Source organism: Legionella maceachernii, from assembly GCF_900167045.1.
GTDB lineage: Bacteria > Pseudomonadota > Gammaproteobacteria > Legionellales > Legionellaceae > Tatlockia > Tatlockia maceachernii.
On sequence record NZ_FUXJ01000012.1, the window covers coordinates 75,548 to 97,683 of the forward strand.

Genomic DNA, 22,136 nt, shown 5'->3' on the forward strand with positions numbered 1-22,136 from the left:
TTTAAGCGAATTTGCTACCTCTTTTTAAGGCGGAGAGCTCCGATTTCGCTATAATTAAGCAATATCGCCTAAAGGAAAATGATTGTGCAGAAAAATGAGCATTATGATTTTGAAATACCCGAAGAAGGATTAGACTACGATATTCTTGATCTCACCTTTAATCCAACAACTCAATCTTTTATCGAAGCGCATGGCATTCAACCCGGAATGCGCCTCTTGGATGTAGGCAGCGGCTCAGGAGTAATGACGCATTATCTTGCTCTTCAAGTGGGTGATCAGGGGCATGTACTGTCGATCGACAACAGCACTGAACAATTGGCGCGCGCAGAGCGCTATTGTCAACAACACGGGGATAAGAATGTCACTTTTAAACCACTTTCTGTCTATGATCTTGATTCCTATCCTGAGACCTTTGATTTAATTTACTGTCGTTTTGTTCTGCATCATCTACACAGCCCAAGACTAGCCATTCGCTTATTTTATGAAGCCTTAAATAAAGGTGGAATTTACATCGCTGAAGAAGGAATTATAAGTGCTGCATTTTCCTACCCACCCTCTCCAGCCTGGCAGTACAATCGTGGCCCTATTCTTTCTCCAGATAAAGAGCAGGACGGTTCCGAGCGAGACGGTGAATTCGGCATGAAACTCTTTTATTGGATGAAAAAATCAGGCTTCACTATACAAGACACAAAGCTCATTCAACCCGTCCTCGTCACTTCTGAGCAAAAAAAGAAATTAGTTAATGGGCACGATGCATTTAAAAAAACAGCGCTCCTTCAAGGTAAAAGTGAAGCCGAATGGGAGAGGGAACGACAAGAATTAATTCGTCTCGCTAAGGATGACTTTTCCATTGTGGGTTTTTATCAATCTTGCCAAGTATGCGGGGTTAAATAAAACATAAACTACTTCCTTTTTATTCCTAAGTCTCGTGCCCAAATGGAAGCTCAACTACCCATCGTGGTACTTACTGAGCGCTTTGACAATTCGCAGCAGTTTAAACCTCTTTTCGACTTTAAAATGACATGTCAGTTTTATTGCATTAAGATCTAATCAGTATCGACTCAATGATAAAACGGTAAACCCCAAAGATGAACTCATTCATGAAAGAAATCATTTTAGCCACTTCAAATAAAGGTAAAATTGCTGAATTAGAAGCCATCCTTTCGCCCTGGCATTGCATTCCCCAAACCAGTTTAGGTATAAAAGACGCTGAAGAAACGGGATTAAGTTTCGTTGAGAATGCAATTATCAAAGCACGACATGCCAGCCAACTTGGTAATAAACCAGCTTTAGCCGATGACTCAGGCCTTGTCGTTCAAGCGCTCAATGGTGCGCCGGGCATTTATTCTGCGCGTTATGCAGGAATGGAGGCCAGCGATAACGATAATATTCAATTGCTATTAAACAATCTTGCTGCAATCCCTGATTCACAGCGCCAAGCCTTTTTCTATTGTGCCATTGCCCTAGTTAAACATGCCGATGATCCGACTCCGCTCATTGCCATAGGCCGATTAATGGGAAAAATCACTCACACGCCAATGGGTGATCAAGGGTTTGGTTACGATCCCATTTTCTATATTGAGAGTCAGCAATGCACAGCGGCTCAATTACCTGCTAAGATTAAAAATAGCATTAGTCATCGCGCGCAAGCTTTAAATCAATTGCGCAAGCAACTTGAAAGCATTTTGTAATTATGTCCACAAATAACTGGCAAGAGGCATTATTTGCACAAGCTCTTGAACTACAACGCAAAGGCGAATTTCGCCAAGCTATTAATCTTTATGAGCAACTATTGAGTGCTCACCCTGAAGACGGTCAAACCTTGCATTTTCTCGGCTTGGCACACGCGCAGCTTGGTGATATGCAACAGGCCATCCTATGGATGGAAAAAGCGCTAAAATCCGACCCTAAAAATGCTGGTTTACATAATAATTTAGCTAACGCTTATAAAAATACTCAACAAATTGACAGGGCTCTTGAACATTATCAAATTGCCATCCAGCTTGCACCGGATTATGCACAAGCCCATCACAATCTTGCCGCAGTTTATGCTTCGCAAGATAAGTATAAGCAAGCACTTCATCATTATCGCCAGGCGGTGCATGCTTCACCTGATTTCACAACGGCTCATTTTAATTTGGGCCTTTTACTGCTGAAAAACAATCAACTGGCTGCGGCTAAAATGCAATTTAACAACGTCCTTACCCTGAATCCCGGTAACCCTGATGCTGAATTTTATTTAGGGTTGCTTCATTTAGAAGAAAATCAATTGGAAGATGCCGAAAGGCATTTTCAAAACGTTTTATTACACCACAGCGAGCACGTACAAGCGCTGACTAATTTAGGCGTGATTGCTTTAAAACGCAATGAGGGACAACTTGCGGTGGATTATTTTACCAAAGCCTTAGCAATTGATAATAGTCATCTGGAAGCGCGTAATAATCTCGCAGCCACCTTTATCCACCATGATCGATTTGAAAATGCATTGATGCATTATGACGTGTTGCTTAAACAAGATCCCAACAATATCGAATACCTGTACAATTCTGGTGTCGCTGAAATGGCTCTGGGGCATTTAAGTGAGGCGATTGTTCACTTTGAAAAACTCTTAAGTTTGGAGGAGCATCATTTTGCGACACTCAATAATTTAGCCGCAATTTATATTCGCCTTGAAGATAAAGAACATGCACGCCATTTACTTCAACGCGCTATCGCCGCAAACCCTAACGATGCATCAAGTCGCCATATGCTTAATGCGTTGACGGGTGAACAGACTAAAGCGGCCACATGCCCTGACTATGCGATGAATTTATTTAATAACTATGCGCTCTATTATGATCAACATATGCAAAACCAATTGCATTACAACTTACCGCAACATATCGCCCGATTAATTCATCAACTTGAGCTTTTTCATATCGAGAATGCAATTGATTTGGGCTGCGGTACGGGTCTAACTGGTGTCGTACTGCGTGAGGTTTGTCGCCATTTAATTGGTATTGATATTGCCGCTAAAATGCTCGCTCAAGCGAAGAAAAAAGGGATTTACGATCAAGTGGTGGAAGCTGACATTATTTCGTTTTTAAAAAAAGATAAACACGACTATGACCTTGTGGTTGCGGCAGATGTTTTACCTTATTTTAGTGATTTAAACAATATCTTTGCTGCTGTGGCAAAACACCTCAATAACAAGGGATATTTTATTTTCTCTACTGAAATTAGCCAGGATGAACCCTGGCAATTACAACCCACGGCTCGTTTCAGTCATCATCCCAACTACATTCAAGAATTATGCACTCAGCATGATTTAAAACTTGTTCATCAAGAACAGGTGATTGCGCGCAAACAAGATCAACAAGCCCTTCCCGTCCTGCTTTTTGCTGCTGAATATGTGGGAACGCCAATTGTTCTCCATTAGTCCTCTTTAGGCAATGCGACCCAGCCGTAAATCACAACGTGACGATCTGATTACGCCCGTTTTGTTTAGCTTGATGCATCGCCTCCTGTGCTCTGGCAAAAAAAGTCTCTAATGTATCCCCATGTTTCAGTGCAGTAAGTCCGAAAGAGAGAGTCAGGTTTATTTTTGTGCCGTGATAATTCAATTCGCATTCTTCGATTGCCGTGCGGAGATTCTCAAGGACTATCGTACCATGGTAGACGGAAGTGCGCTCAAAAATGAGTACAAACTCTCCCCCGCCATACCGCGCAATGAAATCCGCAGCCCGAATAGACGACTTTAGAACAGTGGCTACTTTCTTTAATGCGCTATCACCAATCGAATGTCCGTACTGATTATTTATTTCTTTTAAATGATCGATATCCGCTAACACCAACGACAATTCCCCAAATCCTCGCTGCCATCGATGAAAAGCACCTAAAATGTATTCCTTATACGCCGTTTCATTAGGCAACCCTGTTAACAGATCGTGATTGATTCTGACTTTATGAAAGGACAAATGATTCCGTATTCGCTCAGCGCCACATTCTGCTTCTTCCAATTTATTCTGTAAAATCATGATTTTTTCATTATATTCTTTCGCTCGACTTTGCTCCTCTTCACGGTAAATGCGAATTTGCTGTTCCATTTCTTCCAAGTCATTTTTAACCTTACTGGACAATTCTTCGATTGTTTTTGCTTCCTTAAGATAAGCTTTTATTTGTTGAATACGATTTTGCAATTCTATTTCAAATGCATCAGCCTCTTGTTGAGACTCCGAATTATTGCTATTCGTAAGATCAAGGTACTTACTAAAATCATGTAAATAATCAGCAAATCGATTTAAAAACCCTTTAAATTGGTCATGCTCTAAATTAAACGCTTCAATAACCAAATCCGTTAATGCATCCACAACCTCTGTCAATGAGCTGGTAGTTAATTGCTTTTTTAAATGCATTTTCAGGGCTTGCAGTTTATTAGCCAAATCTTCCGGAATAAGTATGTGTTCGAGCAATTGATTAAGACGGCTGTTAATTTGAAAATCAATAAAGGGTTGGGAAGGTTTGTGAAGTTCTGCGACTTTTCCTAACTGCAGAGAAACTTGCTGATAATTGGTTAATTGCTTAGTAACCCAATTGATCGCATCTTCGAGCAATTTATTAAATTTTTCAATCAGTAAATGCTCATCATCCTCTTTTTTAATGGACTGCGCAGCCTGTCTAAATGCCTTTTTCTCTTGCTCCGTAATTGCTATACGACTTAACAAATCCGTCTCTTGTTTAATAAAATCAGTGAGGTTTGCTTGCGTGAGTTGCTTCTTTTCCTTCAAATTAGACATCGCATTAACCAGCAACTCAACACTTTTCTTAATTTTTTTACTGTCCTTATTTTCTTTAAGATTGGTTCGCAAGTTATGGATCTGTTTATCAAGACTGACATGAATGCCATGAGGAAGGAGACTTAATTGATAAATGGCACTTTTCAGCACATTAATCTCATCCTCTAACTGATGACATTTCAATTTATACTGATTAACAGTATTCGCAATTTTACTTTTCAGTTCTTGTTCAAGCATAGGCCAATTCCATTTAAGTGAATCCAACTTTGCGAAACTATGCTAACTAATCCATTGCTTAAGGTTGGTTATAACATAAGTATATACTATTCACTCTTTTCCTGGCGAAAGGTCTCTGATATAGGTTAGATAACCTGGAAAATCATCCCTTTCACCTTGAACAAGCGCTAAATAGGCTTTTTTTATGGCAGTGGTTACTTTTCTCTCATCTGCCTGAGCCAATTTATTGTCATTAATCGAATTGATCGCGGTTACTTCAGCGGCAGTTCCTGTAAAAAATGCTTCGTCAGCTTGGTAAGCGTCTTCTAAAGAAAGATCTTGCTCAATGACATTGAAACCCATATTGCGCGCCAGCTTGACCACCGTGTCACGCGTAATTCCTGAAAGTATCCCTCCTAATTTGGGGGTATAAATCACGCCATTTTTGACGATGAAAAAATTCTCTCCTACCCCTTCGGTAATATACCCGTTGCTATCCAGAAATAAGGCTTCGTGGTAATGCGTACCTTGCAATTCGAGAGAGGCTAAAATGCCATTGATGTAATGTCCGCATAATTTGGCATCAACAACGGTAGAATCTGGATGAATCCGAATGTAACGACTAATTTTTACATCAATACTGTCGTGCGGGAGATAAGCGCCCCAGGGCCAACAGGCAATGACAAATTCAATCGGATTGCCAATAGGGTTGACACCCATCTTACTGTAACCATAAAAAGCAATAGGCCTTATATACCCGGCCTCCAGGTTGCTATTACGTACGACCTCTTTGATAGCTGAAATAATTTCCTCTTTTGAGTAAGCCAACTGCATTTTTAAGGTCGCAGCGGAATATAAAAAACGATCAACATGATCAATTAAACGAAATATTGCCGGCCCTTGAGCAGTCTTGTAAAAGCGAATACCTTCGAAAGCCCCGCCTCCATAATGTAAGGTATGCGACAACACATGAATTTTCGCATCGGCCCACGGTACAAACTTTCCGTTTTGCCATATTGTTTCTGTCGTTTGCATCATGTCTTTCTCCTAATCAGCCATTCCTGCGCTGAAGAATAAGGGCCGTGTTGGCAATGAATTCCCTTAAAAAGAAACAACTAAATTTTTATCGATTTCTTGTAATTCTGATTTAAACAAAATTTGAATTTGCTTCAGACTTTCGTGATCTTTTGCTTCAAAACGAGCCACTAAACAAGGCGTTGTATTCGAAGCTCGCAATAATCCCCAGCCATGTTGAAATTCAACACGCAGCCCATCGATAGTAATAATATTGGCATTAGGAAATTTAGCCTGTTCGCTAAAGCGTTGCATAAATGCAAATTTTTCCTCTTCAGCGATAGGGATCTTAATTTCAGGGGTATTGACACTATTAGGAATCGTCGCAAATTGTTCACTAACAGATTGTTCGCTCAAGCTGATAATTTCTAATAATCGGCAAGCACTGTAAAGGGCATCATCAAAACCATACCAGCGATCTTTGAAGAAAAGGTGACCACTCATCTCCCCAGCCAATGCTGCGTTTTCCTCTTTCATCACGCCTTTAACAATGGAGTGGCCCGTGGGACACATTTTAGCTACCCCATTAGCATCCTCAATCACCCGCGCTAGGTGACTTGAGCATTTCACATCATAAACAATGGTTGCTCCCTGATTGCGCTTTAGCACTTCGCGCGCGTAGAACATCAGTAAGCGATCAGGCCAAATGACTTCTTCCTGATTTGTCACAACTCCTAAGCGATCTGCATCACCATCAAATGCTAAACCAATATCTGCTTGATGATGCACAATCGCTTTTTTCAAATCAATCAAATTGGCTTCAATAGTGGGATCAGGGTGGTGGTTGGGGAATCGCCCGTCCACATCACAATACAGCGGAATAACTTCGCAACCCAATGCAGCAATCACCTCAGGAACGACTGGTCCGGCAATACCATTGCCACAATCGACAACTACTTTGAGCGGACGATGTACTTTAATATCCCTTATGATGCGGTTGACATAATCGGGGATAATATCAAATGAACGGGCCATCCCTTGACCATCTTGAAACTTTCCAACCACAATGAGCTCGTAAAGCTGCTCAATATCAGCTTGTACAAGCGTTTTGCCAGCCAAAACCATCTTAATGCCATTATAATCGGCAGGATTATGACTACCGGTTACCATTAAACCCGAATCGATTCCTTGCGTGTTCGTAGCATAATACATGACTGGTGTGGCCACGGCACCTAAATCAATCACGGTAATGCCACTATCAAGCAAACCCTGCTTCAGCGCAGCAGCCAAATTATCACTGGTAAGTCGACCATCACGAGCGATAAAAATCTCATGCCGTTTTAAATCGCGAAGACGACAACTGATTGCTCTTCCAATGGTATAAAAATCATCTTCATTTAATTGTTTCCCAATGACGCCACGAATATCGTAAGCTCTAAACACAGAACGCTCTACTTGTTTTTGTCGATAAACCATTTATTCTCTCCCTGAACTACCAAAGCCACCATGCCCGCGGCTCGTTTCTACAAAGCTGTCAACGACTTCAAAAGCAGCCCTCACAACAGGCAAGAAAACCAATTGGGCAATGCGTTCACCAGGGTTCACCGTAAAATGCTCTTGATTGCGATTCCAACAGGAAATTTTTAGTTCGCCTTGATAATCTGAATCGATCAATCCCACCAAATTTCCCAACACAATGCCATGCTTATGCCCTAAACCAGAGCGAGGAAGAATGACTGCTGCCAAATGGGGATCAGCAATATAAATGGCAAGCCCGGTGGGCAATAAAACCGTTTCTTGAGGTGCAATTTGTAATGGCGCATCAATGCAAACGCGCAAGTCAAGACCGGCCGAGCCGGAAGTGGCGTAAGTTGGCAATGGGATTGCATCACCTACGCGCGGATCCAGTATTTTTAGTTGAATGGGTTGTTCCATGCTACTCCCCTGATTTTCGATGGTCGGTATTTTGAATACTTGCAGCGAGGATTGCAATAATTTGGCCCGCCAGCCTTACTTTATGGGTCAAATGAAGCTCGACTTGTTCATTTTTAGTTAAAACAGTCACCTGATGAGTATCCGTATTGAAACCCAAGCCATGGCCAACTTGATTAGCGATGATCATGTCCAGCTTTTTAGCAAGTAGCTTATCTTTTGCATTTTTCACGACGTGAGACGTTTCTGCTGCAAATCCCACCACATAAGCGCATCGGCCACTGGTCGCCACATCGCTAAGAATATCCGCGTTAAGAGCGAGTTTCAGTGTCAATGCGGAGTGAGTTTGTTTCTTTATTTTTTCGCTGGAAGGCGCTTGGACACCATAATCAGCAACAGCCGCTGTGCCTATAAATATCATTCCTTTGTGCAGATGCTGCATGACAGTGTCATGCATGGCCTTCGCCGAATCGACTTGATAACACCTCACACCGATAGGCGGAGAAAGTGCTGTGGGGCCGCTGACAAGAATCACTTTAGCACCGGCTAAATGCGCTGCCTCGGCTAAAGCATACCCCATCTTACCTGAGCTGTTATTACTAATAAAACGAATCGGATCGATAGGCTCACGTGTAGGTCCTGCTGTGATCATAACTGTTTGACCGGCCAAAAGCTGGTTCACTTCATGTAATCTTAGCGCATTAATTATAGAATGAACCTCAGCCATGCGACCAAAGCCTTCTTCTCCACACGCTTGCGAACCCTCCCCCGGCCCGAACAAAATAACGCCTCTTTTAGCAAGGAGTTCGCAATTCGCTTGCGTAGCAGGATGTGCCCACATTGAACGATTCATTGCGGGGCAAACAATAACCGGAGTCTCTGCAACCAAATAAAGCGTCGTTAAGAGATCATCGGCCAAACCGTTCGCCATCTTTGCAATACAATTAGCTGTCGCAGGCGCGATAACGAGATAATCTGCCCATCGGGCCAATTCAATATGTCCCATCGCGCGCTCAGCTTGCTGATCAAACAAATCAAAGCGTATATCTTCCGCTCCCAAGGCTTGTAATGTGAGTGGGGAAATGAATTGTTGCGCGGACTTCGTCATCACTACGCGCACTCGAGCTCCCAATTGGGTTAGCTCACGGACCAGATAAGCTGTCTTATAAGCAGCAATGCCACCACAAATACCGAGGAGAATTTTTTTATTGATGAAATCTTGCATGGTCTCTCGTTTTTGATAAGAATAACTGCGATCAAACCACAAACCTCGTCATAAAGGAATAACGATGACTTTCTCGCAAGCAATTCGCCCCTTGCGTCTACGTGAGAAACTCCTCACGCAAGGCGTGCAAAGCCTTTCCGATATGGAATTATTGGCTGTCTTTATCAGCTCTGGTAGCGGTAAAAAATCGTGCCTGCAATTAGCCACCGATCTAATGAATTACCTTGGTGATTTACGTGCTATTTTAAATGCCGATCAACAAGCCTTTATCCAAGTGTCAGGTCTTGGACTAGTTCGTTATACGCAATTACAGGCCGTGCGCGAAATGTGTCGTCGCAGTGATTTTATTTCTCTGCAAAAAGAGATTCAATTGACCAATTCACAACAAACCCATGTTTATCTTAAACGCCAATTGCGCGATAAAAAAAACGAAACGTTTGTTGGCTTATTTCTTGATAATCAGCATCGCGTCCTCGCGTATGAGGAGTTGTTCACGGGTACAATCAACGCAGCCAGCGTTTATCCGCGCCCTATTGTTGAGCGCGCTCTTCAATTAAATGCCGCAGCTTTAATTCTCGCACATAATCATCCGTCCGGATTAGCGGATGCAAGTGAGCAAGATATTGCCATCACCCAACGGCTTACTCAAGCTTTACAATTAGTGGATGTCCGTTTACTGGATCACCTCATTATTGGTGATAACGAGGTTTATTCCATTACCAGTCAAATAAAATGGGGTTGTCATTAGAGGCTTTAGCAGCTCTGCAAATATTGATCCATACTTCTAAAAGAAAGATTTTGGCGATTAAGGAAGATCTATGCGGATTAAAAGAACGATTTTCTTCTTAGCAAGCGTCTCATTAATTGGCCTAGTGCTTACCGATTTCATCAAAAATAAACCGCTATTTTCTATCACACGCTCAGAGGCAGCAACTCAAGCTGAAGAAATAACTCCATTGGTCACCCCTTCTGTTTACGCCAATGCAAATGCTGGAATGCTTAGTGATGCCACAAAAGACGCACTTCCCCGTGTCTATGTTCCTAATAGTGAAGAAGGGACTGTTTCTGTCATTGATCCCGCTACTTACAAAGTGGTAGACACGTTTAAAACCGGCACACTGCCTCAACATGTCGTTCCCTCTTATGATCTCAACACCTTATGGGTGCTCAATAATCACTCCAATACGGTCACACCGATTAATCCCACTACGGCTAAACCTGGAAAAGCTATTCGCGTTACTGATCCATATAACCTCTATTACACCCCTGACGGACGGTTCGCTATCGTGGTTTGTGAAGCCCATCGCCAGCTGGAATTTCATGATCCTCAAACAATGAAATTAGTGGAAATCATGCCGGCTAAGTGCAAAGGGCTAAATCACATGGATTTTACCCAAGATAACCGTTACGGCGTAGTCACTTGCGAATTTTCAAGCCAACTGATGAAATTTGATGTCGAAAAACATAAAGTGGTCGGTTATTTATCACTAGGCACGCGTAAAACCAGTATGCCTCAAGATATTCGGCTTTCTCCAGATGGGCGTACTTTTTACGTTGCAGACATGATGCGCGACGGTGTTGTTTTGATTGATGCCGACAGTTTCCGTGAAATAGGATTTATCCCCACGGGGAAAGGCACTCATGCTGTTTACCCTAGTCGCGACGGCCATTATTTCTACGTATCTAACCGGGGTTGTCATCAGTTGCATTGTCCCCCCAATGGACCAGGTAGTATCACTGTGATTGATCCTAAAACGCAAACGATTGTTACCAATTGGCCTATCCCTGGTGGAGGCAGCCCAGACATGGGCAATGTGAATGCTGATGGAACAGAGCTTTGGCTCTCTGGTCGCTATGACAGTGAGGTTTATGTGTTTAACACCGCAAATGGAGTGCTTACTCATCGTATTCAGGTAGGTGAAGGCCCTCACGGCCTTACAGTTTGGCCGCAACCAGGGCGATTCTCACTGGGACACACGGGGAATATGCGTTAATCAATCAGCAGGATCATTAAAGCCACAAGTTGACTAATTACAAATCTCCTCAGTATAATCCCGAATTTTTTAGGGGCGTCATTGTGAAGCATCATTTAATCTCAGGGGCTGCTATTTTTCTAGCCTATGGCTTAGCCCAAGCGAATGTTTCTACCATTCTTATAAAAAATTCAGGTGACGATAACACCAGTCAAATCCGCTTTACATTAAACAATCAAGCCAATGCCGACATCCTGTCTGATTCAACGCTAGTTCCGTCCTTCGCTAGAGTGGTTGCTGCTCAAGAAGCTGTCACTTTTAATGTTGAAATCCCTGAAGAAGTGGGAACCCAACGCATTCGCTATTCTAACGGCAAGTTAGGCTGTGACTTTTATATTGATACCCAGAGCCAAAATTCAGGACCCGGTTTTCCACCCGTCTTTTTCTCCTACGTTACAGCAGTACCCATTAGTTTTGACTCACGATGCGATGCAACTTCTATTGGCGGAGTAAACCATCTAGCAGTTTCTTTTATGAAATTCTCAGGGAATGGCCAATAAGAAGATTCACCCCTTATACATTGCATAGGAGTGTATCACTAGAGCAAAAAAGAGCTTTGTTTTTTCAAGCACTTTTCACTGCCACAAAGTGTCTAAAATCCTCTAAGGTGGAATGATTGACATCTTCTGGTCTGCATTAAGCGCTGGCCCTTGACGCGCAGAACAGTGGCTCACTTTCAATGTCTTTTGCGCAGATACCGCGCAAGTTATGAGGTAATCTGACCCACTCGCAATAGTGAGCGTTGCTTCACCGGGGATATCACCCTCAACAAAAATTCGATAATTAAAAGGATTCATCATATTCTTTTTAAACATGTCGGACATGCATTTCGCGAACTCCGCATTCGCCGTATGTTTTACCTCATAGCAATCACGCATAACTTGAATAGCCGCGTTCAAAACAGCCGCGTTTAACTCGTCGGCAGGAGATGCTAGACTACACAATGGGAGAAATAATAAGACGCCCAATAATCTCGCTTTGGCGTTAAGTAGAAGCACAGTCGTCCTTAGCTTAACGGAGAGAATGAATTAATTATAGTTGCTAAATCATTGAACGATCCCATAATTAATTTAAGTGCTTGAGATGCTTAAAGGAAAAATAGGATGACTGCAAAGCAAGTTTCTTTTGAAAATCAAGAAGGTATATTACTCCAAGGGATCATGGAAACCTCAGACAAAAACACGCCTATCTATGCCATTTTTGCCCACTGTTTTACTTGTTCCAAAAACTCGATTGCCGCCTCGCGAATCAGTCGCTCTTTAGCCAAAAAGGGAATCAATGTGTTGCGTTTTGATTTTACTGGCCTAGGTGATAGCAGCGGAAATTTCTCTGAGACGAATTTCACCTCTAACATTAATGACCTAATGGCGGCTTTCCGTTTCCTGCAAAATCAATTTTATGCACCCAAGGTGCTTATTGGTCATAGTTTGGGTGGTGCCGCTGTTTTGGCTGCTCTTAATCATCTACCGACGATTGATGTTACGGTGACGATTGGTGCTCCTGCTTACGCCGCGCATGTGACGCATAATTTTAATGATAAGCTTTCCGAAATAGAGCAGCAGGGTAAAGCAGAAGTTAATCTGGGCGGCAAACAACTGACACTCACCAAACAATTTCTTGATGACTTAGCTCATTATCACAGCCTTTCATTTTTGGGAAAAATCAAAACAGCATTGCTCATTTGCCACTCACCGCTGGACCAGATTGTAGCCATTGAAAACGCACAGGAAATTTTTAAAGCCGCAAAACACCCTAAATCTTTTCTCTCATTGGGCCATGCCGATCATTTAATCAGTAAACAAATTGACGCTACCCTTTTAGCAGAGGTAATCACTGCTTGGAGTACTCGTTGGGTTCAATCGGTCGAATAGACCATTGGTCCTGTTGCGTATTAAGATACATCATTAGATAATCTAGTCTATCTTGACTTGCATCAGCGATTTACAGATATGGAGATTCTAAATGCTCAGACGCCTGATTTTCATCCTATTTGCTTACCTACTTATCCCACCTCTGCATGCTGGAAAAGAAACCATACGCATTGCCCATCAAAATAATTATCCACCCTTTGTCTACGTTAAAAATGGCAAATCAGTGGGTCTGGTGGTTGACATTCTCCAGGCGGTCGCTACAAAACAAAAAATGAGCATTCACTTTGTCCCCGTTCCTTTTGCGCAAGTACAAAAGGCACTTACAGAGGGACAGGCAGAAGCCATCATGCCTCTTGCAATTACTTCAGAACGACGAAAATTGTATGACTTTAGCACACCCTTGGTGATGACCGGTGGCGCCCTTTTTGTGAAATCACCAGAACCTACTCCCACCACTCTAGCTGCTTTGTCAGGTAAGATTGTTGTTACACCCAAAACAGGCCCTTTTGCCAGTTATATTCAGGAAACTGCCCCAGATATCAATCTCGTTATCACCGAAAATTATGAGCGAAGTTTCGATTATATTCTCAGCGGAAAAGCAGATGCGGCAGCGCTTAATTTCCAGGTAGGGAAAGCCATGATTAAGAAAAATTTCTCCGGTAAAGTGACCATGCCCAGAAAAATGTTCACCGAGCTGCCATTGGCAGTTGCCTTAAAAAAAGGACAGCATCCTGAGTTTTTGCATCGTTTAAATGCAGGTCTAGCCATGTTGCGTACTGACGGCACTTTGCAGTGGCTTTATAAAAAATGGAAAATTCGTTAGAAGGGTAACTTAACTCATTGCATCCAAACTATAATTTGAGTAGCTGAGCTCTTAATAAGAAATCATTTTCTGTTAAAAGCTTATTTCTTCACTCTCAAAAGGATAATGCCATCATGTGCCGATTTGTCGCTTATCTTGGTACTGGAGTTTTACTGGAGCATATCTTAGTCCAGCCAAATAATTCGATCATCATGCAAAGTTTACACGCGCGGGAAAGCACTATTCCTACCAATGGGGACGGTTTTGGGGTAGGTTGGTATGCGCCCGAGATTAATCCAGAGCCTGCATTATTCACCTCTGTGTTTCCTGCATGGAATGATCGCAATTTACTGCAATTAACTGCAAAGATTAAATCACCTTGTTTCTTTGCGCATATTCGCGCAGCGGGAGCCGGCGGTGTAACTACTTACAATTGCCACCCTTTTGTTCATGAAAAATGGATGCTGATGCATAACGGTGATATCAGTGATTTTATCTTGGTAAAACGGCATTTGCGCCATTTGCTTGAAGATGATATTTATCATTGGATTCAAGGTGAAACCGATTCAGAACATTTATTCGCATTATTCTTGCAGTTTGCGCGAGGAAGAGATCTCACTACATTGTCGGTTGTCGCCGATGTTTTACAAGAGACCATTTTGCAAATTAACGAACTCGTTGAACATTACAGTAAAAACCATGACTCTTATTATAATCTTTGCCTTACCGATGGAAAACGGATTGTTGCCAGTCGCTATTGCACCGCTAAAGACGAGCAACCTGAAAGTTTGCATTATTTTTCTGGAAAATGCCTTTATCGCCATCTCCATGAAGAACATCACGAAGCCGTGGTGGTTAGCTCAGAAATACTGACTGATTTTAAAGCCGATTGGCAAACTGTTCCTCCTAATAGCTTTCTATTGGTTGACTACGATCGCAGTATTAAAATACGTTCCTTTTAATTAAGAATTAGGACTTGGCTGAGTAATAGCCGTTTAAAAGTAGATATGCTACATTGATTATTCGTTATTAGCGCAAGAGAATTGCATGCGGCAGTTTGTTCTTTTTCTTATATCAGTATTTACCCTTATTTCGGTAAGCTCAGCACAAGAAGTACTGACTATAACAATTGATGATCGACAAACCACCTATACCCCCGAAAGTTTATTCAAACATCCGAACCTGGTTATTGTTAAGCAGGTCCATCTACCGACCTACCCTGGCCAATCCTTTGATTTGAAAGCGATTCCTTTATGCAATTTACTGAACATCAATGATAAAACAGTCGGTAGCATATTGAAAATTCGTGCCTCCGATAAATACGTTTCTTACTTTAACCTGCACCGAATTCATCCCTGTGATAAAACCAGAGCCTCAACTGCTTATATTGCCATTGAAGACCCCAATAAGCCTTGGCCTATTGTCAGTAAACTTAAACGTTCAGCAGGACCCTTTTATTTAATTTGGCAAGGCGAAAAAGTATCGCAAACCGATTGGATTTTTGGAACCGAAGCGATTAGCACCACCACACACAACCCCTTCTCTACCCTTCTACCGGCTAACAGCACAGGCCAGGAAGCGAAGGGTCTTGAGATCTTTTCCAGCAAATGCGGGGTTTGCCATTCGATTAATCTCGTGGGCAATTTGGAATTAGGCCCTGACCTTAATTTTCCTATGAATCCTACTGAATATTTTTCCGAAGCTTTATTGCGTCAATTTATTCGTAATCCTCAATCAGTACGCTTTTTAAAAAACGACAAAATGTTTCCTTTTTCTGAAAAATTGTTACCCAACGAAGAATTGGATGCGATCATCGCCTTTTTAAAATTAATGCGTGCTTATAAAATACAAACTGTCCCTAAGAATTTACTTTCGAGCAATGATTCGATGGAATCATTTAAATAAGAAGAGCCCTCATGCGTGCGTTCTGACATGTTCATTTCCTTTCTTCACGGGCAGTTCACGAAAATGAATTGTCACTTAGTCTATCTTTAATCCGATCAAAGACAGAGGCTTGTATACCAATCTGGAAAAACCCAGAAAAAGTGTATAATGGGACATTCATAACTCTGGCAAAAGTATGATAGATCGAATTACTGTTGATGGAGGCTGATAAAGGGATTCTAAATCCACCAGCAGGGTAATTCAGATCAAGCGCATTGATTGCCTCAACGGCTTTAATTGCCCGCAGCCAATATTGAATACACTTGTCCCCTTCATACACCGTATGATACGCATCGATGGGTAGGGCGTAATTTCCTCTTTGTAAATGATATTCTCTAGCAAAATGCGCATTATAAATCACACAGTGCGCTTTCAAACTGTGATCTTTCTTATACCCAATAGGGACTATTTTACCCGTTTTTCTTGACGTGGCAAGACCGTGCAACTGCGCTATAACGGTGTTGCTTTCACTCTCTCTTAACACCCAAAAATTGTGGGCAAAACACTTAAGAAATGGAATCGGCAACTTAAACAATGCTGCCTGAATACAATAATTCGACATGACGGCAAACCTCTGTATTAGTTTCAGTTTAGTTCATTGTGAGGATTCCTAATAATTTTTCAAATAAAAACAAAGCGATTTGCTTTTTTTATGCGGAAAGGTTAAAATATTGCACGTTTTGTCCAGTCAGTTCCTCAAAATGCAAGAATCGCCGGATTATTTTGATTTTTCGCAATTGTCCTCGGATGAAATTGCCTGCCTGCTTAAAAAACACCACTTGCGACTTACCGTTGATGAAGCCCTCACTATCCAAAATACGCTCTTGAAACGCCCACCTACTTATGCGGAATGCGTCTTGTGGTCTATTCAAGGTTCCGAACATTGCTCATATAAAAGCAGCCGCAAGCACTTAAACCAATTCATTACCAGTGCGCCTCATGTGATTCTTGGACCCAAAGAAGACGCGGGAATTGTTGCTGTAGCAACCGATAAGCACAATCGACGCTACGGGATCGTAGTCAGCCACGAATCGCATAATCATCCTTCACAGCTTGTACCCTATGAGGGCGCGGCCACAGGTGTTGGGGGTAACGTTCGAGATGTTTGTTGCATGGGCGCTGAGGTGATCGCTGTGGCAGACAGCTTGCGTTTCGGGGATATCAATCGTCCAAAGACGAAATGGCTTCAGCAGGGGGTAGTTCGCGGTATTGCAGGGTACGCTAATCCACTCGGCATTCCTAACTTAGCGGGCGATACCTATTATGACGAAGCTTACAATGAGAATTGTTTGGTTACTGTAGTAACGCTTGGTGTCGTCCGAGAAGATCAAATTATCCATTCATACGCACCAGCCAACGCGCAAGATTACCAATTTATTTTAGTGGGCAAACCCACTGACAACAGTGGATTTGGCGGTGCTGCCTTTGCTTCAGCAACGCTCAGCGAAGAAGAGCAAGAAAAAAATAAAGGCGCAGTGCAAGAGCCCAATGCCTTTTTACAGCGGCATATCCTTAAATCGAACTACGCCATGTTTGAATGGTTGCGCGAGAATAATTTAACTGATCGTGTTGGCTTTAAAGACTTAGGCGCAGGTGGCGTTGCCTGTGCGAGCGTTGAGTTGGCTGAGGCCGCAGGCTATGGCGCGGAAATTAACCTTGACCTTGTGCCCACGAGCATCAAAAATTTATTGCCTGCTGTCGTCTTATGTTCTGAAACGCAAGAACGATTCATGTGGGTTGTTCCGCAAGATTTAACTGAAATTTTCTTAAACCATTACAACAAACGTTTCGCTTTACCTGAAATTTGTGATGGTGCACAAGCTACCGTTATCGGTAAGCTGCGACAGGATGGTTTATATGTTGTCAAAGCCAATGGCAAAGAAATTGTATCGGCTAAGGCAGAAGATATTACCAAAGGCATTTTATATGATCGTCCCTACTGTGCTAAACAACAGGTCAATACGGAACCCCCGGCTTTTGTCGTTGAAGATTACAACGAACTGCTGCTTAAGCTCTTAGCGCATGAAAACATCGCTTCGCGCTCCCCCATTTATGAAACATACGATAAACAAGTTCAAGGCCGCTCAGTCATTGAACCGGGATGGGCTGACGCAGGCGTTATGGCTCCTTTCAATGAAGAGAAGTACCCTGTGGAAATCCGGCAAACAGGCGTTGCCCTGTCCGTTGACCATAACCCACGCTACAATAAAATTGATGCGTTTTGGGGAGCAGTTAACGCGGTCGTTGAATCCGTGCGTAATGTGGTTGCCGTTGGCGCTTGGCCACTCGCACTAACTGATTGCCTTTGCTTCGGCAATCCAGAAAACCCAGAGCAAATGGGCGAGTTTGTGGATTCTGTACGTGGCATTACCGAAGCCTGTAAAGCAATTAAGATGCTTGATAATCCGGAAAGTAGCCTCCCTATTATTTCAGGAAATGTCTCCCTTTATAACGAATCAGCGCAAGGTTCTATTCCTCCGAGCCCTATTATTAGCTGTGTGGGCGCCATGACGGATTACACTAAAGCCATTCGTTATGATTTGAAACAGCCTAACTCAATCTTGCTAATGGTTGGCGAGCGCAAAGATGAGTGCGGTGGCAGTGTTTATTATCAACTTTATCATCAACTAGGTAGCCGTCTCCCTAAGCCGGACCTCACCGCGTTGACCAACGAAATTGCTGCTGTGCATTTAGCCATTCAAAAAGGGTTGATTTTATCTGCTCATGACATTGCAGATGGTGGGATCGCTGTGACGCTGGCTGAGATGAGCTTTAACAATAAAATTGGTGTGAACGTGACCATACCCGGTGACTTACCCAATGATAAAAAACTGTTTTCTGAAAGCGGTGGTTTTGTTCTCGAAGTTTCCCCACAAAATTTAGCCGCAGTTGAACAATTGCTGAATGATTATTCTGTGTTCTTTAAAGCGATCGGTGAAACGATGGAAGCACCTCAGTTGATATTCAATTCTATTATCAATTTACCTATCAGTGCAGCAAGTACGGCCTGGGAAAAAGGTTTAGCTGGGAGACTCATCTAATGTCAAGTATTGATTATAAAGCGGCAGGTGTAGACGTCGAGGCGGGTAACGAAGCCGTTCGTCGTATCAAAAAAGCAGTGGAAACCACCTTTTCCCCTCAAGTATTGACAGGAATTGGTAGCTTCGGTGCCATGTATGACATTAAAAACCTCATGCAGGAGTATGAACACCCTGTTCTTGTACAGAGTATTGATGGTGTGGGTACGAAAATGATGGTGGCCAAAATGATGCAAAAATTCGATACGATTGGTATCGATTTAGTCAGCGCAACGACCAATGACATCATTGTTCTCGGTGCAAAGCCACTCACGCTTCTTGATTACATTGCCAATGATAAGCTAAATCCTGATATTGTTGATCAAATCATCCGCGGTATCGTCCTTGCCTGTAAAGAAAATAATATTTCCTTAGTGGGCGGAGAAACCGCCGAAATGCCTGGTACTTATCTTCCTGGCGAAAATGATTTAGTGGGTGTAATTACAGGTGTAGTAGACAAAGCAAAAGCTATTGAAGGAAAAGGCATTGTTGAAGGGGATATAGTGGCCACTTTTCCCTCCAGCGGTTTACACACGAATGGTTATTCCCTCGCTAGAAAATTGCTTTTTGAGGTGGCTGGATACCGTGTTGAATCACAATTCCACGATTTCACTCACAGTATTGGCGAAGAGCTGCTCATTCCTCATCTCAATTACACTAACCCTGTTTTAAGTATTTTACAAAAAAACATCCCCATCAAAGGAATGGCTCATATTACAGGGGGAGGGCTGCTAGAAAATATACCTCGTGTATTACCAAAAAATTGCTCCGTTGAAATTCACAAAAACAAAATTCCTGAACGTCCCCTATTTAATCTTTTACGTAAGCTAGGTAACTTGAATGATGATCAAATGTACCGCACGTTTAATATGGGAGCAGGATTAGTTCTAATATTGGCGCCAGAGACGCTATCTCCCATTCGTGACGTTTTAACCCATTTCCCTTCGTTCCCACTCTATGAGATTGGTCGAGTAGTCAAAGGGGATCAACAGGTAAAATTGCTATGATACGAATCGGATTAATTCAATTTCCAGGGTCAAATTGCGAACGCGAAACCTCGTTAGCAGTGAAACGTGCTGGAATGGAGCCTGTCGAGTTCTTATGGAATGAGCCCTTAGATAAACTCCGTCATTTGGACGGTTATATCCTTGTCGGTGGTTTTTCCTATGAAGATCGTTCCCGAGCTGGAATTATTGCCGCCTTAGATCCGGTTATTCAAGAAATCCGAACACAAAGCGAAGCAGGAAAGCCGGTATTAGGGATTTGTAATGGCGCTCAAATTCTTGTGGAATCGGGTTTAGTTCCAGGCCTTGAAAAGAATAATGCGCCTATTGCTCTCACTGAAAATAAGCGAATATTAGACGGCAAAATTGTAGGAACAGGATTTTATAATGCCTGGGTTCACATGCGCTTAAGTACCCAGCATCAGCATAATGCATTCACACGCTACCTTACTCCCATGGATTTTATTCATCTTCCGACTGCTCATGCTGAAGGGCGCTTTCTCATGCCAGAAACGTTGTTAAGCGCGATAGAGAATCACGGATTAAATCTTTTTCAATATTGTGATGCGAAAGGGAATGTGATTGATAATTTCCCGATTAATCCTAACGGTTCGATGGGCAATATTGCAGCCATTAGCAATCTAAAAGGAAATATCTTAGCCATGATGCCTCATCCCGAACGCACTCCAAATGGGGATGCTCTTTTTAAATCGATGCGCGATTATATTGCAGACAATCATCACAAAGTAACAACTCATATCCCTACTTCACTTCCACATCCAGCATTAAGAGGAAATGAGCTATTACCTTTTAAAAAAATTCCTGGTAGCCATTTATGTTTAGTGAAATTAATTATCACCGATAACCAAGCTTTAACAGTGCAAAAAACCCTAAGACGTTTAGGTTTTCCAGTCACCGTGAATCGCTTTGAGCACTGGGAAATTGATTGCGACTCAGCAGAAGCACTCGACATACTTAAAAAATCCGAGCTCTTGTATTCAGCGCGAAAAGAACGCGAAGTGTCTTCGAGTGAAGTTTGCACTAACGATACGTTGTCTTTTCTAGTACGCTCTAAAGAAGATCTTAAAGGCCAACAAACGCTGCAAACGCTTAAAACGCACTATTTCGTCCAGCAGGTCCATCAAATTAAACATGGTGTTGTATGGCAATTTCAATCTGAGGAAGCCGACCTCACAGGGTTAATAGACAATATTTTATTAACTAACATTATTGGGAATCCTTATGCTCACGAACACTACCTCTATCCATCCACAGTATGAGAACAAAATTCGGGCCGCGCTCCCATTTTGTCTTAATCAGACCGATTTACCCATCGGCGATCAATACCGTGGAAAAGTAAGAGACTCTTATGATTTGGGCGAGCATATTTTATTGATTACGACAGATCGACTCACGGCTTTCGATAGGCATCTGGCACTTATCCCCTATAAAGGAGCAGTGCTCAATCTAACGAGTGCGTGGTGGTTTGAACAAACCACAAACTTAGTGCCTAATCACATTGTCGCCGTTCCCGATCCGAATGTGGTTGTGGCGAAAAAATGCCGCGTTTTTCCTATTGAATTTGTGGTAAGAGGCTACATTAGCGGAACCACAGGCACGTCTTTGTGGACGCAATACCAAAGCGGTGTGCGCAACTATTGTGGGATTACATTTCCTGAAGGATTAAAAAAGAATCAGCAACTTGAACAACCTGTTCTAACACCGACAACTAAAGAAAAAATTCATGATCGTCCTATTTCTCCTGCCGAAATCATCTCCGAAGGTTGGATGAAGGAAGAAGATTGGTTAGAGGCAAGTAGTCTAGCCATTCAATTGTATCAACGTGGTGTAGAACTTGCTCAAGAACATGGTTTGATTTTAGTGGATACCAAATATGAGTTTGGCCGCGATGCGAATGGAAGAATAGTGGTCGTGGATGAAATACACACACCGGATTCAAGCCGATATTGGCTAGCGGATAGCTATCAAGCCCGCATTGCTGAAGGCTTGGAACCTGAGAATATAGATAAAGAATTTTTGCGATTGTGGTTTGCCAAAAACTGCGATCCTTATCACGATAAAGAGCTACCCCAAGCCCCAGAAAACCTCGTGGTGGAGTTGTCTTCGCGTTACATTCGACTCTACGAAAGAATCACGGGTAAGCCCTTTAGTTTTGCAGATCATGAGGAACCCGCAGAACAGCGCATCGCAAGGAATATTGCAAATTTTTTAAGGTAATTCAA

At 42.5% G+C, this 22,136-nt stretch carries 21 protein-coding genes; 14 read left to right on the top strand and 7 right to left on the bottom strand.

Features of this window, described 5'->3' with window-relative positions; translation table 11 throughout:
* Nucleotides 1-84: 84 nt before the first annotated feature.
* The 3 genes from B5D33_RS11150 (at nucleotide 85) to B5D33_RS11160 (ending at nucleotide 3,418) form a co-directional block, all read left to right on the top strand.
* Nucleotides 85-894: a class I SAM-dependent methyltransferase gene (locus tag B5D33_RS11150; RefSeq protein ID WP_160158682.1), complete on the top strand. Its 810-nt coding sequence runs from the start codon at nucleotides 85-87 to the stop codon at nucleotides 892-894.
* Between the two features lie 206 nt (nucleotides 895-1,100).
* The gene (rdgB, locus tag B5D33_RS11155; protein WP_058452178.1) at nucleotides 1,101-1,691 is read left to right on the top strand and encodes an RdgB/HAM1 family non-canonical purine NTP pyrophosphatase; all 591 of its coding nucleotides are present in this window, start codon (nucleotides 1,101-1,103) and stop codon (nucleotides 1,689-1,691) included.
* A gap of 2 nt (nucleotides 1,692-1,693) precedes the next feature.
* The gene (locus B5D33_RS11160) at nucleotides 1,694-3,418 is read left to right on the top strand and encodes a tetratricopeptide repeat protein (protein ID WP_058452177.1); all 1,725 of its coding nucleotides are present in this window, start codon (nucleotides 1,694-1,696) and stop codon (nucleotides 3,416-3,418) included.
* Nucleotides 3,419-3,449: 31 nt separating this feature from the next.
* Here the strand turns inward: B5D33_RS11160 and B5D33_RS11165 are convergent, their stop codons facing one another.
* From B5D33_RS11165 to coaBC, 5 genes are all read right to left on the bottom strand, one after another.
* Nucleotides 3,450-5,012: a GGDEF domain-containing protein gene (locus tag B5D33_RS11165; RefSeq protein WP_058452176.1), complete on the bottom strand. Its 1,563-nt coding sequence runs from the start codon at nucleotides 5,010-5,012 to the stop codon at nucleotides 3,450-3,452.
* Nucleotides 5,013-5,102: 90 nt separating this feature from the next.
* Nucleotides 5,103-6,029, bottom strand: coding sequence for a branched-chain amino acid transaminase (locus tag B5D33_RS11170; RefSeq protein ID WP_058452175.1), 927 nt, complete (start codon nucleotides 6,027-6,029; stop codon nucleotides 5,103-5,105).
* Between the two features lie 63 nt (nucleotides 6,030-6,092).
* Nucleotides 6,093-7,481 carry a phosphomannomutase/phosphoglucomutase gene (locus tag B5D33_RS11175; protein ID WP_058452174.1) on the bottom strand — a complete coding sequence of 463 codons (1,389 nt, stop codon included), beginning with the start codon at nucleotides 7,479-7,481 and terminating at the stop codon, nucleotides 6,093-6,095.
* On the bottom strand, nucleotides 7,482-7,940 hold the full coding sequence (gene dut, locus B5D33_RS11180; protein WP_058452173.1) for a dUTP diphosphatase: 459 nt from the start codon (nucleotides 7,938-7,940) through the stop codon (nucleotides 7,482-7,484). It lies immediately after the preceding gene.
* A 1-nt stretch (nucleotide 7,941) separates the two neighbouring features.
* Complete coding sequence (gene coaBC, locus B5D33_RS11185) at nucleotides 7,942-9,162, bottom strand: bifunctional phosphopantothenoylcysteine decarboxylase/phosphopantothenate--cysteine ligase CoaBC (protein ID WP_058452172.1); 1,221 nt, start codon at nucleotides 9,160-9,162, stop codon at nucleotides 7,942-7,944.
* A gap of 64 nt (nucleotides 9,163-9,226) precedes the next feature.
* Here coaBC and radC point away from each other — a divergent pair, with 64 nt between their 5' ends.
* From radC to B5D33_RS11200, 3 genes are all read left to right on the top strand, one after another.
* Complete coding sequence (radC, locus tag B5D33_RS11190; RefSeq protein WP_058452171.1) at nucleotides 9,227-9,910, top strand: RadC family protein; 684 nt, start codon at nucleotides 9,227-9,229, stop codon at nucleotides 9,908-9,910.
* 70 nt (nucleotides 9,911-9,980) lie between these two features.
* The gene (locus B5D33_RS11195) at nucleotides 9,981-11,156 is read left to right on the top strand and encodes a YncE family protein (protein ID WP_058452170.1); all 1,176 of its coding nucleotides are present in this window, start codon (nucleotides 9,981-9,983) and stop codon (nucleotides 11,154-11,156) included.
* Between the two features lie 83 nt (nucleotides 11,157-11,239).
* Nucleotides 11,240-11,695, top strand: coding sequence for a hypothetical protein (locus B5D33_RS11200; RefSeq protein ID WP_058452169.1), 456 nt, complete (start codon nucleotides 11,240-11,242; stop codon nucleotides 11,693-11,695).
* Nucleotides 11,696-11,797: 102 nt separating this feature from the next.
* Here the strand turns inward: B5D33_RS11200 and B5D33_RS11205 are convergent, their stop codons facing one another.
* Nucleotides 11,798-12,193 carry a hypothetical protein gene (locus tag B5D33_RS11205; RefSeq protein ID WP_058452168.1) on the bottom strand — a complete coding sequence of 132 codons (396 nt, stop codon included), beginning with the start codon at nucleotides 12,191-12,193 and terminating at the stop codon, nucleotides 11,798-11,800.
* Between the two features lie 105 nt (nucleotides 12,194-12,298).
* Between B5D33_RS11205 and B5D33_RS11210 the strand changes: the two genes are divergently transcribed.
* From B5D33_RS11210 to B5D33_RS11225, 4 genes are all read left to right on the top strand, one after another.
* On the top strand, nucleotides 12,299-13,066 hold the full coding sequence (locus B5D33_RS11210) for an alpha/beta hydrolase family protein (RefSeq protein ID WP_058452167.1): 768 nt from the start codon (nucleotides 12,299-12,301) through the stop codon (nucleotides 13,064-13,066).
* Nucleotides 13,067-13,157: 91 nt separating this feature from the next.
* On the top strand, nucleotides 13,158-13,889 hold the full coding sequence (locus B5D33_RS11215; RefSeq protein ID WP_058452166.1) for a substrate-binding periplasmic protein: 732 nt from the start codon (nucleotides 13,158-13,160) through the stop codon (nucleotides 13,887-13,889).
* A gap of 113 nt (nucleotides 13,890-14,002) precedes the next feature.
* Nucleotides 14,003-14,830: a class II glutamine amidotransferase gene (locus B5D33_RS11220; RefSeq protein ID WP_058452165.1), complete on the top strand. Its 828-nt coding sequence runs from the start codon at nucleotides 14,003-14,005 to the stop codon at nucleotides 14,828-14,830.
* Nucleotides 14,831-14,915: 85 nt separating this feature from the next.
* Entirely contained in the window at nucleotides 14,916-15,773 is an 858-nt protein-coding gene (locus tag B5D33_RS11225; RefSeq protein ID WP_058452164.1) for a c-type cytochrome, read from the top strand.
* Nucleotides 15,774-15,828: 55 nt separating this feature from the next.
* Here B5D33_RS11225 and B5D33_RS11230 read toward each other — a convergent pair whose 3' ends face one another.
* Nucleotides 15,829-16,374 carry a hypothetical protein gene (locus B5D33_RS11230; RefSeq protein ID WP_058452163.1) on the bottom strand — a complete coding sequence of 182 codons (546 nt, stop codon included), beginning with the start codon at nucleotides 16,372-16,374 and terminating at the stop codon, nucleotides 15,829-15,831.
* Between the two features lie 139 nt (nucleotides 16,375-16,513).
* Between B5D33_RS11230 and purL the strand changes: the two genes are divergently transcribed.
* The 4 genes from purL to B5D33_RS11250 are packed head-to-tail and all read left to right on the top strand — an operon-like array spanning nucleotide 16,514 to nucleotide 22,131.
* A complete protein-coding gene (gene purL / locus B5D33_RS11235; protein ID WP_058452162.1) occupies nucleotides 16,514-18,853 on the top strand; it encodes a phosphoribosylformylglycinamidine synthase subunit PurL in 2,340 nt (779 codons plus the stop codon).
* Entirely contained in the window at nucleotides 18,853-19,896 is a 1,044-nt protein-coding gene (gene purM, locus B5D33_RS11240; RefSeq protein ID WP_058452161.1) for a phosphoribosylformylglycinamidine cyclo-ligase, read from the top strand. The genes purL and purM overlap by 1 nt, the downstream gene beginning before the upstream one ends.
* On the top strand, nucleotides 19,893-21,173 hold the full coding sequence (purQ, locus tag B5D33_RS11245; RefSeq protein ID WP_058452160.1) for a phosphoribosylformylglycinamidine synthase I: 1,281 nt from the start codon (nucleotides 19,893-19,895) through the stop codon (nucleotides 21,171-21,173). The genes purM and purQ overlap by 4 nt, the downstream gene beginning before the upstream one ends.
* Nucleotides 21,136-22,131 carry a phosphoribosylaminoimidazolesuccinocarboxamide synthase gene (locus B5D33_RS11250; RefSeq protein WP_058452159.1) on the top strand — a complete coding sequence of 332 codons (996 nt, stop codon included), beginning with the start codon at nucleotides 21,136-21,138 and terminating at the stop codon, nucleotides 22,129-22,131. The genes purQ and B5D33_RS11250 overlap by 38 nt, the downstream gene beginning before the upstream one ends.
* Nucleotides 22,132-22,136: the final 5 nt, after the last annotated feature.